General features: G+C 65.4%; 14 protein-coding genes. 12 read left to right on the forward strand and 2 right to left on the reverse strand.

Going from position 1 to position 13,173, the window contains the following annotated elements; genetic code table 11:
- Positions 1 to 4 precede the first annotated feature (4 nt).
- The 5 genes from cobN to cobJ are packed head-to-tail and all read left to right on the forward strand — an operon-like array spanning position 5 to position 6,472.
- A complete protein-coding gene (cobN, locus tag FIU94_RS06060; protein WP_152464928.1) occupies positions 5 to 3,247 on the forward strand; it encodes a cobaltochelatase subunit CobN in 3,243 nt (1,080 codons plus the stop codon).
- Positions 3,244 to 4,371 carry a precorrin-3B synthase gene (gene cobG, locus FIU94_RS06065; protein ID WP_152464929.1) on the forward strand — a complete coding sequence of 376 codons (1,128 nt, stop codon included), beginning with the start codon at positions 3,244 to 3,246 and terminating at the stop codon, positions 4,369 to 4,371. Before cobN ends, cobG begins: the two co-directional genes overlap by 4 nt.
- Positions 4,372 to 5,001 (forward strand): precorrin-8X methylmutase, encoded by a 630-nt coding sequence (locus FIU94_RS06070; RefSeq protein ID WP_152464930.1) that lies wholly within the window; start codon positions 4,372 to 4,374, stop codon positions 4,999 to 5,001.
- Positions 5,002 to 5,003: 2 nt separating this feature from the next.
- Positions 5,004 to 5,741, forward strand: a complete 738-nt coding sequence (locus FIU94_RS06075) for a precorrin-2 C(20)-methyltransferase (protein WP_152464931.1) — start codon at positions 5,004 to 5,006, stop codon at positions 5,739 to 5,741.
- Positions 5,738 to 6,472: a precorrin-3B C(17)-methyltransferase gene (gene cobJ, locus FIU94_RS06080; RefSeq protein ID WP_152464932.1), complete on the forward strand. Its 735-nt coding sequence runs from the start codon at positions 5,738 to 5,740 to the stop codon at positions 6,470 to 6,472. The genes FIU94_RS06075 and cobJ overlap by 4 nt, the downstream gene beginning before the upstream one ends.
- Here cobJ and FIU94_RS06085 read toward each other — a convergent pair.
- Positions 6,448 to 7,194, reverse strand: coding sequence for a cobalt-precorrin-6A reductase (locus FIU94_RS06085; protein WP_152464933.1), 747 nt, complete (start codon positions 7,192 to 7,194; stop codon positions 6,448 to 6,450). The two genes, cobJ and FIU94_RS06085, sit on opposite strands and share 25 nt — an antisense overlap.
- 1 nt (position 7,195) lies before the next feature.
- On the opposite strand from FIU94_RS06085, the gene cbiE reads away from it, so the two are divergent.
- Genes cbiE through cobF form a run of 7 tightly spaced genes read left to right on the forward strand, consistent with a single transcriptional unit; the run spans position 7,196 to position 12,627 of the window.
- Positions 7,196 to 8,377 carry a precorrin-6y C5,15-methyltransferase (decarboxylating) subunit CbiE gene (gene cbiE / locus FIU94_RS06090; protein WP_152466962.1) on the forward strand — a complete coding sequence of 394 codons (1,182 nt, stop codon included), beginning with the start codon at positions 7,196 to 7,198 and terminating at the stop codon, positions 8,375 to 8,377.
- On the forward strand, positions 8,374 to 8,742 hold the full coding sequence (locus tag FIU94_RS06095) for a cobalamin biosynthesis protein (protein ID WP_152464934.1): 369 nt from the start codon (positions 8,374 to 8,376) through the stop codon (positions 8,740 to 8,742). Before cbiE ends, FIU94_RS06095 begins: the two co-directional genes overlap by 4 nt.
- A gap of 10 nt (positions 8,743 to 8,752) precedes the next feature.
- Complete coding sequence (cobM, locus tag FIU94_RS06100; protein ID WP_152464935.1) at positions 8,753 to 9,538, forward strand: precorrin-4 C(11)-methyltransferase; 786 nt, start codon at positions 8,753 to 8,755, stop codon at positions 9,536 to 9,538.
- The gene (locus FIU94_RS06105) at positions 9,535 to 10,857 is read left to right on the forward strand and encodes a cobyrinate a,c-diamide synthase (RefSeq protein WP_152464936.1); all 1,323 of its coding nucleotides are present in this window, start codon (positions 9,535 to 9,537) and stop codon (positions 10,855 to 10,857) included. The genes cobM and FIU94_RS06105 overlap by 4 nt, the downstream gene beginning before the upstream one ends.
- Complete coding sequence (gene cobA, locus FIU94_RS06110; protein ID WP_152464937.1) at positions 10,857 to 11,582, forward strand: uroporphyrinogen-III C-methyltransferase; 726 nt, start codon at positions 10,857 to 10,859, stop codon at positions 11,580 to 11,582. The genes FIU94_RS06105 and cobA overlap by 1 nt, the downstream gene beginning before the upstream one ends.
- Positions 11,579 to 11,896 carry a DUF1636 family protein gene (locus tag FIU94_RS06115; RefSeq protein WP_152464938.1) on the forward strand — a complete coding sequence of 106 codons (318 nt, stop codon included), beginning with the start codon at positions 11,579 to 11,581 and terminating at the stop codon, positions 11,894 to 11,896. Before cobA ends, FIU94_RS06115 begins: the two co-directional genes overlap by 4 nt.
- Positions 11,884 to 12,627, forward strand: coding sequence for a precorrin-6A synthase (deacetylating) (gene cobF, locus FIU94_RS06120; RefSeq protein ID WP_152464939.1), 744 nt, complete (start codon positions 11,884 to 11,886; stop codon positions 12,625 to 12,627). The genes FIU94_RS06115 and cobF overlap by 13 nt, the downstream gene beginning before the upstream one ends.
- Here the strand turns inward: cobF and arfB are convergent.
- The gene (gene arfB / locus FIU94_RS06125; RefSeq protein WP_152464940.1) at positions 12,624 to 13,046 is read right to left on the reverse strand and encodes an alternative ribosome rescue aminoacyl-tRNA hydrolase ArfB; all 423 of its coding nucleotides are present in this window, start codon (positions 13,044 to 13,046) and stop codon (positions 12,624 to 12,626) included. The genes cobF and arfB overlap by 4 nt on opposite strands.
- Between the last annotated feature and the right edge of the window lie 127 nt (positions 13,047 to 13,173).

Consider the following 13,173-nt stretch of genomic DNA (forward strand, 5'->3'; position numbering starts at 1 on the left):
TTTCATGCACGTCGTCTTTCGCGAAAGCCACGGGCTGGAGGATAGCGAAACACCGTTCGATCCGGGCCAGACGCCTGCGGATCTGGTGGTGCTTTCGTTTTCCGACAGTGATCTGGGCGCTTTCGCGGCAGGCTGGCACCGTGGCGGCGGACCAGAGGGCAAGCTGCCCACGTTGCGGTTGTGCAACCTTGTGGCGCTGCGGCATCCGGCATCGGTGGACAATTACGTCGAACAGACGCTGACGGGGGCCAAGGGCATACTGATCCGGCTGATCGGTGGCGAGAATTACTGGCCCTACGGCATCATGCAGATTCAGGATTTCGCGCGGCGCAACAATATCGCGCTGGCGGTGCTGCCTGCGGATGGGCGCGAGGATCCGGCGCTGGACGCCCATTCAACCTTGCCCGTGTCGACCCTGCGGCGGTTGTCGCATCTGTGCGATGCGGGTGGGGCAGTCGCGGCACAGGCGGCACTGGCGCAACTTGCGCTGGCTGCCGGGTTCTATGCAGGGCCGGTTCCGGGCAGCAAGACGGTGCCGGTCTGCGGCTTCTACGATCCTGACAAAGGGGTCATTCCATTTGCCGATGTCACCGGCGACATGGTCGCGGTGACGTTCTACCGCAGCTACCTGACGGCTGCCGATACCGCCCCGGTGGATGCGCTGATTGCTGCGCTGCGTGACCGGGGCTTTACTGCCGTCGGCCTGTTCGTGCCCTCGCTGAAAGCCGAAGCTGGCCGTAAGTTTCTGGATGAGACGCTTGCGCGGCTGGAACCTTGCGCCATCGTCAACGCGACAGCCTTCTCAGGGCGGGGGGAGGATGGCCAATCACCTCTTGATACGCCGGGTTGCCCTGTCTTTCAGGTGGCTTTGTCCACCGCGCGTCAAAAAGATTGGGCCGAGGCAGAGCGCGGCCTGTCGCCCGCGGATCTGGCCATGCATGTTGTGCTGCCGGAAGTTGACGGTCGGGTTTTTGCCGGGGTCGTCAGCTTCAAAGCGCCGGAAAAGAAAGATCCGCATTTGCAATACTCGCGCTTTGCGCACCGGGCGAACGCCGAGCGGATCAATGCGGTGGTGGATCGGGTGGCGGGCTGGCACCGGCTGGCACGGACCCCGGCGGCAGACCGCAAACTGGCGCTGGTCTTGTCGACCTATCCGGGGCGCGACGACCAGATCGCTCATGCGGTGGGGCTGGATGCGCTGGCCTCGGTCGAAGACATGCTTCTGACACTCGCCGATGCGGGCTACGCCGTAGAACCCGCCATTGGGTTTGGCAAGTCACTGAGCCACAATACAATTTCCTGGCCCGCTAATGGTGACATGTCATATTTGACATGTCTTCCCGACACCCTGTTGAAAGAGCTCAATACGGTCTGGGGGCCAGTCGAAGATGATCCGTTGTACCGCGATGGCGCCTTTCACTTTCCCGCGCAGCACTGCGGAAACGCGCTCGTTGCGCTGCAACCCGAGCGGGGCAGCATCGCGGCGCGTGACACGGACTATCACGATCTCGCCCGCGTTCCGCGCCACTCCTATGTGGCCTTTTACCTCTGGCTGCAGTCACAAGGCATCGACGCATTGGTTCACATCGGCGCGCACGGCACGCTGGAGTGGTTGCCGGGCAAGGCGGTGGCGCTGTCCGGGGAGTGTTGGCCGGAGGTCCTGACCGGGCCGATGCCGGTGATCTATCCCTTCATTGTCAACGACCCGGGCGAGGCCGCGCAGGCCAAGCGGCGTATCGGCGCGGTGACGCTTGGCCATCTGCCGCCGCCGATGAAGGGCAGCGAAACGCCGCAGGCGCTGTTGCAACTGGAACGCCTTCTGGACGAATACTCCACTGCCGACGGGCTGGATCCCGCCCGGCGCGACCGGCTGATCGAGACCATTCGCTCCGAAGCGCAGGCCGCCGGAGTGGAGCAAGACCTGGGCCTTGATGACGCCACCAGCGCGGTCGAGGCGATTACCCGGATCGACCGCTTCGTCTGCGACATCAAGGAAAGCCAGTACGGCGACGGGCTGCATATCTTCGGGATGGGGGAGGGCGAAAATGTCGGCCTGCTGGCTGCGCTCGACGGTCGTCGGGTCGCGTCAGGGCCGTCCGGTTCGCCGTATCGGGGGCGGTCCGACGTGCTGCCCACGGGTCGGAACCTCTATGCCGTGGATCCCCGCAGCGTGCCGACCCGTGCCGCCCATGCACAGGGCGTGAAGCTTGCCGAAGAGCTGATCCGCCGCCACTTGCAGGACCAGGGCGATTATCCGCGCGGCCTGGTCGTTGACCTTTGGGGGTCCGCCACGATGCGGACCGCCGGAGAAGAGATCGCGATGGCGATGCATCTGGCCGGTCTTGCCCCGAAGTGGGATGCAGGGTCCGAACGCGTGTCCGGCTTCGAGGTGCTTCCGCTGACACTGCTGAACCGGCCTCGCATCGACGTGACCTTGCGGGTCTCCGGATTGTTCCGGGATGTGTTTCCGGGACTGTCTCAACTCTTCGAAGCGGGCGCCGCCGCCCTGGCCGAGCGGGAAGAAGCGCCCGAGATGAACCCCTACCTGACCCGCACGCCGCGTGTCTTCGGCCCCAAGCCGGGGCTTTACGGCATGAACATGGAGGCGGCGATGCTCGACTACTCGGACGCGGGCCGCGACGCCGCGGGCGAAGCCTGGCTGAAAGCCTCGGAATGGGCGATCGACGCGCGGGGGGAGGCCCGCCAGGACCGAGGGGCGCTGGAGGCACGGCTGCAGGGCGCCGACGGTTTCGCCCATGTTCAGGACCTGATGGAAAGCGATGTGCTGCTGGCCTCGGACTACGCCAGTCACGAAGGCGGCTTTGCTGCCGCGATGGCCTACCTCGGTGCGGCACAACCCGCCCTGTACCATGTCGACAGCACGGTCATCGGCGCCCCCCGCGCCCGTACCATGGCCGAGGAAATCGCCCGCGTGGTCCGCGCACGCGCGGCAAATCCCGACTGGGCCAGCGGCATGATGCGCCATGGTTTCAGGGGGGCGGCCGAAGTGGCCGCGACACTGGACAATCTGGCCGCCTTCGCGCATCTCACCCGGGCCGTGCCAGCGCATCTTTTCGACCTATATTTCGATGCGACCCTGGGCCGGGAGGATTTGATGGACTTTATGAAACGCGAAAACCCCGAGGCGCTTGATCAGATCCGTGCCCGTTTTGCGGCGCTGCGGGACGCGGGCCTTTGGGTCACTCGGCGGAATTCGATTTCGGCGCAGCTGGATGCCGCCGAATGACCGCGCCGGTGGTGAAGGGATACTGCCCCGGCGCGTTGCGTCCGATGATGTCGGGTGACGGTTTGGTCGTGCGCGTCCGGCCTTTCAACGGGCGGCTGCGTCGGGCGCAGGCCGACGGGATCGCGACGTTGGCCGCGGCCCACGGCAACGGTTTGATCGACCTGTCGAGCCGTGGCAACATCCAGATACGCGGCGTACGCGAAGACAGCCATGACGCACTGATCCGGGGGCTCACTGCCATGTCGCTGGTCGATGCCGACGCCGAGATCGAAAGCCGGCGCAATGTGCTCGTGACCCCTTTCTGGCAGACCGGTGAGGAAACGAACGGCTTTGCCGAGGACGTCACCGTTGCGCTGTCGTCGCCTGATGCGCCGCAGCTTCCCGGCAAGTTCGGCTTTGCCGTGGATACCGGTCGCGCACCTGTGTTGCAGAACGCCTCTGCCGACATCCGGCTCGAAAGGGATGCGGGCGGCGGGTTGATCCTTGTCGCGGATGGTTTCGACAAGGGCAAACCCGTCGCATCCGATACGGTGGTCGCCGAGGCGATGGCGCTGGCTGAATGGTTCATGACAGCGCGCGGTGAGCACAGGCGCATGGCTACGTTGATCGCGGCGGGTGTCGCCCTGCCCGAAGGTTTCTTCGTCCCGCGCCAGCGTCAGGTCTATGCGCCGCGGCCCGGCTATACGCCGCTGGGGGCGATGGTTGGTCTGGCCTTTGGGCAGTTGGAGGTCAAGACATTGGCCAGTCTCGCCAAACAGGGCGGTCTGCGGATGACGCCCTGGCGGATGCTGCTGGTGGAAAGCGCCCGCAAGTTGCCCGAGATCCGGGGGCTCATCACCGATGCCGACGACCCTCTGCTGAGGGTCGTGGCCTGTACCGGTGCACCGCGCTGTGCGCAGGGCCTTGCCCGGACCCGGACCATGGCGCGCACCCTTGCGGCCCATGTGCCGCCCGGCAGCTTTCTGCACATGTCCGGCTGCGCCAAGGGATGCGCACATCCCGGCCCCGCCCCATTGACCGTGACAGCGACGCGAGAAGGTTTCGACCTGATCCGCAGGGGGCGCGCCGACGACGACCCCGACGTGGCGTCGCTTTCTTCCGAAGAGATTATCAAGGCGATCTGAATGCCCCACAGCTACATCACCGATGGCGCGGAGATTTACCGCCAGTCCTTTGCCACGATCCGGTCCGAGGCGGCGCTGTCCCGGTTTACCCCCGAGGAGGAGATCGTCGCGGTCCGAATGATCCATGCGGCGGGGATGGTCGGGCTGGAAGATCATGTGCGCTTTTCACCCGGCATGGCCATCGCCGCACGGGCTGCACTGGAAGATGGCGCACCGATCCTCTGCGACGCCTATATGGTCAGCGAGGGCATCACCCGAAAACGGCTGCCCCGCGAGAACGAGGTGATCTGCACTCTGCGCGATCCGCGTGTGCCGGACATGGCCGCCGAGATGGCCAACACCCGCTCCGCCGCCGCGCTCGAACTCTGGCGCCCGCACCTGGCCGGGGCGCTGGTGGCCATCGGCAATGCCCCGACGGCGCTGTTTCACCTGCTCAACATGCTCGAAGACCCGGACTGTCCGCGCCCGGCAGCGATCATCGGTTGCCCGGTCGGCTTTATCGGTGCGGCGGAAAGCAAGGACGCGCTGATGGCCGATCTGCCGGTACCCTCGATGATCGTGAAGGGGCGATTGGGCGGTTCCGCGATCACTGTCGCGGCGGTGAACGCGCTCGCCAGCAGGGTGGAATAGGCATGGGCAGGATTATCTGTGCGGGTTTGGGTCCCGGTGATCCAGATCTGATGAGCGTGAAATCGGATCGCATGATCCGGGGTGCACGCCACGTCGCGTATTTCCGCAAGAAGGGCCGGGCAGGACAGGCCCGGACCATCGTGCGCGACATGTTGCGCGACGATGTGGTGGAATACCCCATGGAATACCCCGTCACCACCGAGCTGCGCTTTGACAGCGCCGAATACCGCGACCTCATGGTCGATTTCTACGCCGAATGGGCCGACCGCCTTGCCGCGCTGGCACAGAAGCACGAGGTCGTCGTGCTGTGCGAGGGCGATCCGTTTTTCTACGGCTCTTTCATGCACCTGCACACCCGTCTTCAGGGCCGGGCAGAGGTAGAAGTCCTGCCGGCAATCCCCGGCATGGTGGGCTGCTGGAACGCGCTGGACATGCCCTTTACCTGGGGGGACGACGTGATGTCCGTCCTGATGGGCACGTTGCCGGATGCCGACCTGCTGGCGCATATGGAACGGGCGGATGCGCTGGTGATCATGAAGACCGGGCGCAACATGCCGCGGGTGCGCGCCGCGTTGGAAAAAACGGGGCGTCTGCAGGACGCCTGGCTTGTTGAAAAGGGGACCATGCCCGGTCAGCGCATCGCCCGACTGGCCGAGGTCGATGACGACGATTGCCCCTATTTCGCGATCGTGCTGGTCCACGGCCAAGGCCGCCGACCGGAGGCGGAGCCCGCGCAATGACGGGGTGGGTCGCCATTGCCGGGCTGGGTCCCGGGCGCGACGATCTCGTGACACCCGAGGTCCAGGCCATGCTCGCCGATGCGACGGATGTCATCGGCTATATCCCTTATGTGAAGAGGGTCGCCCCCCGAGACGGGTTGCTCCTGCACCCGACCGACAACCGGGTCGAGATCGACCGGGCAACCCACGCCCTGCAGCTCGCCGCGGAAGGGCGTCGGGTGGCTGTGGTGTCCGGCGGTGATCCCGGTGTCTTTGCCATGGCCTCCGCCGTGTTCGAGGCCCTGGAAGGCAATCCCAGCTTTGCAGATACCGACATTCGCGTATTGCCCGGTATTACCGCGATGCTCGCTGCCGCTGCTCGCGCAGGGGCGCCGCTGGGGCACGATTTCTGTGCGATCAACCTCAGCGACAATCTCAAGCCCTGGGCGGTAATCGAACGTCGCCTGCGGCTCGCCGCGCAGGCAGATTTCGCGATGGCGTTTTACAACCCCCGGTCCAGATCACGGCCGCACCAGTTCGGCGACGCGCTGGCGATCCTGCGCGAGGAATGCGCCCCTGATCGGCTGATCACCTTCGCCCGCGCCATCAGCCGCCCCGACGAGGCGCTGAGGACCGTGACATTGGCAGAGGCCACGGCCGAGATGGCGGACATGCAGACGGTGGTGCTTGTGGGTAATTCGGAAACACGCAAGGTGGGGCGGTACGTTTACACGCCGCGGTCGGTGTCTTGACCCAGCCAGTCCATCACCTGATCCACGTCATGCGCGACATTGTCGCCAGGCAGAACGGGACGGTCAGCCATGATCACCGGCAGCTTCAGCCCTCGGGCGGCGTCCAGCTTGGCGCGGGCACCGGCGCCTCCCGCGTTCTTGCACAGAACATGGGTGATGCGATGTTCCCGCAACAGGGTCGTATCCCCGGTCAGGGTAAAGGGGCCGCGCGCGACGACAACCGTCGTGTGTGGCAACGGCAGCGGCGCGTCGGGCGGATCGACCAGGCGCAGCAGGTAGTGATGTTGCGGCCGCGCGGCGAAGAGGCCGATCTGCTGCTTGCCGATGGCCAGAAACACGCGGCACGGCGCATCGGGCAGGGCACCGGGCAAATCCTCGACCGTGGGGACGGTCTGCCAGTCGTCTGCAGGACCCGCCGCCCAGGCGGGCCGTTCCAGCCGGATCAGCGGCCTGCCGGTCGCGACGGCGGCGGCATGGGCGTTGCGGCTCATCCCGGCGGCGAACGGGTGTGTGGCGTCGATAACATGGGTGACGGAGTGGTCTTTCAGATACCTTTCCAGCCCTGCCACACCGCCGAAGCCGCCGATCCGCCGGGGCAGCGGTTGCGGCAACGGCGACCTCGTCCGTCCGGCATAAGAGAATGTGGCGTTCAACCCGGCCTGCGCAAGGCGACGGGCCATCTCGCTCGCCTCGGTCGTGCCGCCCAGCAAAAGGATGTGCATGTTGGGTGATCCTTGGCTCAGCATCGTGGGAATGCCGCACGATACCGCAGCGCATCTGTCGCCCGCAAGTCAGGCTGCGATTGATGCTGCCGAGGTGATATTCGGCGGGCCACGCCATCTTGAGCTGATGGGCGCCGGTGCGCGCGGGCAGGCTTGGCCAGTTCCGTTCACGGTCGAACCGGTACTGAATGCGCGTGGTCGTCGGGTGGTCGTCCTTGCCTCGGGCGATCCGTTCTGGTTCGGCGCGGGCGGCAGCCTGTCGGTGCATCTGGATCCGGGCGAGTGGCGTGTGCTGCCTACCGCCTCGACCTTTTCGCTGGTGGCCGGGACCCTGGGCTGGCGGCTGGAAGACGTCACCTGCCATGGCCTGCACGCCGCACCCATCGGTCAGTTGCGCGGTGCGCTTGCGCCGCACGCGCGGCTCATCTGCCTGATGCGGGACGGCGCGGCACCTTCGGAACTGGCGCAATGGCTGACTGACCAGGGGGCGGGTGCAGCACAGCTCATTGTGTGCGAGCGTATGGGCGGGCCGGAGCAGCGCATCCGCCAAGGTACAGCCGGGGATTTCAGTCTCAGTGATGTGGCCGCCCCTGTTGCTGTTGCCGTCGCACTGCCTGAAAATGTCGGTCTGCCGCGCAGTGCGGGCCTGCCGGATGACCTTTTTGCCAATGACGGCCAAATCACCAAGCGTCCCGTGCGGGCACTGACACTATCGGCGCTTGGTCCCCGTCCGGGAGAAGTGTTGTGGGATATCGGCGCCGGGTCCGGCTCGGTCTCAGTCGAGTGGTGCCTTGCGGGTGGCCAAGCGGAAGCGTTCGAACAACATGCAGAGAGGGTCGCGAACATTGTGACAAACGCCGACCGGTTCGGGGTCTCTCATCGTCTGACGGTGCGCCATGGGGATGCCGCCGCGCTGATCGCGGACCGCGCTGCGCCTGATGCCGTCTTTGTGGGTGGCGGCGGCAGTGACGCGTTGTTCGATGCATTGCTCGAAACCTTGCCCAAGGGCACGCGACTGGTGGCCAACGGCGTCACGCTGGAAACCGAAGCACGGCTCGCCCGCCTGCAGGCCGAAAAAGGCGGCAGCCTGCTGCGGGTCGAACTGGCCGAAGCCACCCCGCTGGGGCGGATGCGCGGCTGGCAACCGCTGCGCCCGGTGGTGCAATGGAGTGTCACGCTGTGAGGGTCGTCGGCATCGGATTTCGCGCAGCTGCGGATCTGGCCAGCTTGCAGGATGTATTGCAGCAGGTATTGCAGATTGCGGATGTCACCGGGATTGATGCCGTGGCAACAGAAGCGGCCAAGGCGCGAGAGCATGTCTTTCGCGAATTTGCGCAGGTGCTGGGTGTGCCGGGCCTGGGCGTCACGACACGGGATCTGGGTCAGATGATCACCCCGACACAATCGGAACGAATAAAGGACAGGTTTGGCACCGGGTCTCTTGCCGAAGCGGCGGCGCTGGTCACTGCCGGCCCCGAAGCCCGTTTGGTTGCACCGCGGGTCGTCTCGCGCGATGGTATGGCCACGGCGGCCCTTGCGGAAAGTTGAGAGGGAATACATGACGGTTCATTTCATCGGTGCCGGACCGGGTGCGCCCGACCTGATCACTTTGCGGGGGCGCGACCTGATCGCGGCCTGTCCGGTGTGCCTCTATGCCGGGTCGCTGGTGCCCGAGGCGTTGCTGGCCCATTGCCCCGAAGGTGCGCACATCGTGAACACCGCGCGGATGTCGCTCGACGAGATCGTCGAGGAGATTACCGCCGCCCATGCGGCGGGTCATGACGTCGCCCGGCTGCATTCAGGCGATCTTTCGGTCTGGTCCGCCATGGGAGAGCAACTGCGCCGGTTGCGGGCGCTGGATATTCCCTATGATGTCACGCCGGGCGTGCCGTCCTTTGCCGCTGCCGCTGCGGCACTGAACGCGGAACTGACCTTGCCGGGTGTCGTGCAATCGGTGGTGCTGACGCGCACCTCGGGCCGCGCGACCGCGATGCCGGAGGGCGAAGCATTGGAGAATTTCGCGCGCACGGGCGCGACACTTGCCATCCACCTGTCGGTCCATGTGCTGGAAAAGGTGGTGGCCGACCTGACACCGCACTACGGCGCGGATTGTCCGGTGGCCGTTGTCTGGCGCGCAAGCTGGCCGGACCAGCGCGTGGTCAAGGCGACCCTCGCAACCCTGCGCACCGCCATCGGAGAAGAGATGGAGCGGACGGCGCTGATCCTTGTGGGTCATGCGATCGGGGCAGAGGATTTCGGCGAAAGCAGGCTTTACGCGGGCGATTATGACCGCCGGTTCCGGCCTGTCGGGACCGACCCCCGGTTCCCGGAGACGGCGGAATGATTCCGCCGGGTCTGATGATCTCTGCCCCCTCGTCGGGGACGGGCAAGACCACGCTGATGCTGGGGCTGCTTGCTGCTTTCCGGGCACAGGGTCTGAACGTGCAACCCTTCAAGAGTGGACCCGATTACATTGATCCCGCATTTCATACGGCAGCGTCTGGAATGGCGTCCTATAACCTCGACAGCTGGTCCATGAACCGGTCCGTGATCGACGGGCTGGTGGGCAATGCCGACGGTGCGGATATGATCCTGGCAGAAGGGTCGATGGGCCTGTTCGATGGCGTGGCCATTCCAGGGGCCTGCGGCAATGGGGCCAGCGCCGACATCGCGGCGCATCTGGGGTGGCCGGTGGTGCTGGTGCTGGATGTGTCCGGCGCGGCGCAATCCGTTGCGGCAACGGCACGCGGGTTTCGCGACATGCGGCCCGATGTGACGCTGGCGGGGGTGGTGCTGAACCGGGTGGCCTCGCCCCGACACGAAACGCTGGTGCGTGCGGGTATGGACCAGGTGGGCATTCGGGTGCTCGGCTCGCTTCCCCGGCAGAAGGGGGTTGAACTGCCCGAGCGTCACTTGGGGCTGGTACAGGCGGGCGAGCAGGAGAACCTGCCGCAAATCCTTGCAGACGCAGCCGCATTCATTTCCGAACATGTCGATCTGGAGGCTTTGCGCACCGCGGCAGCAGGAACATTGTCAACCGCGCCGCCACCGGCAAAGATTGTCCCGCCGGGCCAGCGGATTGCGCTTGCACAGGACAATGCGTTCGCTTTTGTCTATCCGCATCTGCTGGCCGGGTGGCGCGCCGCCGGAGCCGAAGTGATCCCCTTTTCGCCGCTGGCGGATGAGGCACCTGATCGCGGGGCCGATGTCTGCTGGTTGCCGGGCGGATACCCGGAACTGCATGCGGGCAAGCTGGCTGCGGCAGAGACCTTCCGCACCGGAATTATTGAGTTCGCGCGGTCAAAGCCTGTTCACGGCGAATGCGGGGGTTACATGGCGATGGGTGCCGGGTTGGTAGACAAGGACGGCAGTCGGCACCGTATGGTAGGATTGCTGGGGCTGGAGACATCCTTTGCCAAGCGGAAAATGCATCTGGGCTACCGCAAGGCGGACCTGAATGCAGCGATTCCGGGTCACACCATACGGGGGCGTCTGCGTGGGCATGAGTTTCACTACGCGACCATCCTCGAAGAGCCCGACGCGCCGTTGGCCCGCATCACCGACAGCAACGACCTTGAGGTGCCGGAAACCGGGTCGGTCCGCCGGTTCGAAGGCGGCGGCGTGGCAACCGGTACGTTCTTTCATATGATCGGTGACGGCTGATGAGCGGTTTTGTTTCTTTCGTGTCCTCTGGGCCCGGCGACCCGGAGCTGCTGACGGTCAAGGCTGTGGACCGTTTGCAAAAGGCCGAGGTGATCCTGTTCGACGACCTCAGTTCAGGTCCCATTCTGGAACATGCCAATCCGGATGCCGATCTGATCGGCGTGGGTAAACGGGCGGGACGGGCATCACCGAAACAGGATCATGTCAGCCGGGTTCTGGTGGACCACGCCGCCGCGGGGATGCGCGTCGTGCGGCTCAAGTCCGGCGACAGCGGCATGTTCGGTCGGCTGGAGGAAGAGATCACCGCGCTGCACGCCGCCGGGGTTCCGTTCGAGATCATACCCGGCGTGACGTCGGCCTCCGCAGCGGCTGCGGCGGCCGGAATACCGTTGACCCGGCGGCTGACGGCGCGACGGGTGCAATTCATCACCGGCGCGGATGTCACCGGCGGGCTGCCATCAGACGTGAACATGTCGGCGCTGGCCGATCCATTGGCCACGACGGTGATCTACATGGGCAAGCGGACTTTTCCCGATCTCGCGACCCGGCTGATGGAGCGGGGACTGCCCCCGGACACGCCTGCGATGCTCGCCGAGGCGGTATCGACCCCTGCCGAAAAGATGCAATGGTTTACCATTGCCACCCTGGCGACCTACCTTGAAACGACGACCAGCACGACGCCGGCGCTGATATTCTACGGCGCACTGGCGGAGCCTGGGCCATGACCGTCTACGTCTGCGGGTCATGCCCTGATGGTCCCGCCGTGCTGGACGCCGTGCGGCGCGGCCTGCCTGATGAAGATGTGCGTCGGATCGACTGCATGTCGGGGTGCACCCGGCCCCAGACTGTCGCCTTTCGGGAGATGGGCAAGGTTGCCTATCTGTTCGGCGACATCACGACCGATGACATTGGCGATCTGCGCCGCTTTGCAACACTCTACTCTGCCTCTTCAGACGGCACGTTTGCCGATGCCCGCGTCCTGGGTGGGCTGCGGATGAAAGCCATCGCGCGGATACCGGGAAACGCATCATGGAGCTGACCCTGATCGGCATCGGCACCGGAAATCCGGCGCATCTGACGCTGCAGGCCATCCGGGCGATCAATGCGCAGGACCTGATCCTTATTCCGCGCAAGGGCGCGGGCAAGGATGATCTGGCAGAACTGCGCCATGTCATCTGCGATGAAGTGCTGACCAACGAGGCCACCCGGATTGTTGAGTTCGATCTGCCGGTGCGCGACGAGCAGACCGCCAACTATCGGCAACGGGTCAATGACTGGCACGACGCGATTGCCGACGCCTGGAAGGCGGCGATGGCAGAGCACCCCCAGGCGGCGCGGGTGGCGCTGCTGGTCTGGGGCGATCCGTCGCTGTACGACAGCACCCTGCGGATTGCCGCGAGGCTGGATCCGGCACCAGGGGTGCATGTGATCCCCGGCATCACCTCGTTGCAGGCCCTGACGGCGGCCCATGCGATCCCGATCAACGACATCGGCGCGCCCTTCCTCGTGACGACCGGACGACGGTTGCGGGACGAGGGCTGGCCCGCAGGCGCCGATACGCTGGCGGTAATGCTGGACGGCGGCTGCGCCTTTACCGACATCGACCCGAAAGGGGTGCATATCTGGTGGGGGGCCTATGTCGGCATGGCAGAAGAGATAATCTGCGAAGGGCCTCTGGCCGAGGTGTCCGACCCGATCGTGCAGATGCGCGCCGAAGCGCGGCAACGGCACGGATGGATCATGGACATCTACATCCTGCGGCGGCGTTAATCCATCCGATCGACCTTGCCGCGGAGGGCTTTGATCTCTCCCCTGACCTTCTTGGATTTCAACCGCCGTTTCTTGGACCCCAGGGTGGGGCGCGTGGGGATGCGGCGCTTGGGCGGTGTCACAGCCTTTCTGATCAGTTCGGCCAGGCGGTCGCGGGCGATTTCCCGGTTCCGGGCCTGGCTGCGCGTCTCGTCGCACTGCAGGATCAGGGCACCCTCGTTCGTCCAGCGGCGTCCGGCGAGGCGGCGCAGGCGGGTCTTGACGGGACCGGCCAGGGAGGGCGACGTCGCGGCTTCAAAGCGGAGTTCAACGGCTGTTGCCACCTTGTTGACGTTCTGGCCGCCCGGACCCGAGGAGCGCACGAAGTTTTCCGTGATCTCCCAGTCCTGGATTGTGATGGTATCCGTGATCCTCAGCATTTTGGTATCTTTGCATCTGGCGCGAGTGAATTGAACATGAAAAGGGCCGCCCCGGTCGGAGCGGCCCAATTTTCGGTTTGGCGAATGGTTTCAGGAGGTGGGTCGGTTAGACCGTCTGTCCACTCGG

The organism is Sulfitobacter sp. THAF37, from assembly GCF_009363555.1.
Classification (GTDB): domain Bacteria; phylum Pseudomonadota; class Alphaproteobacteria; order Rhodobacterales; family Rhodobacteraceae; genus Sulfitobacter.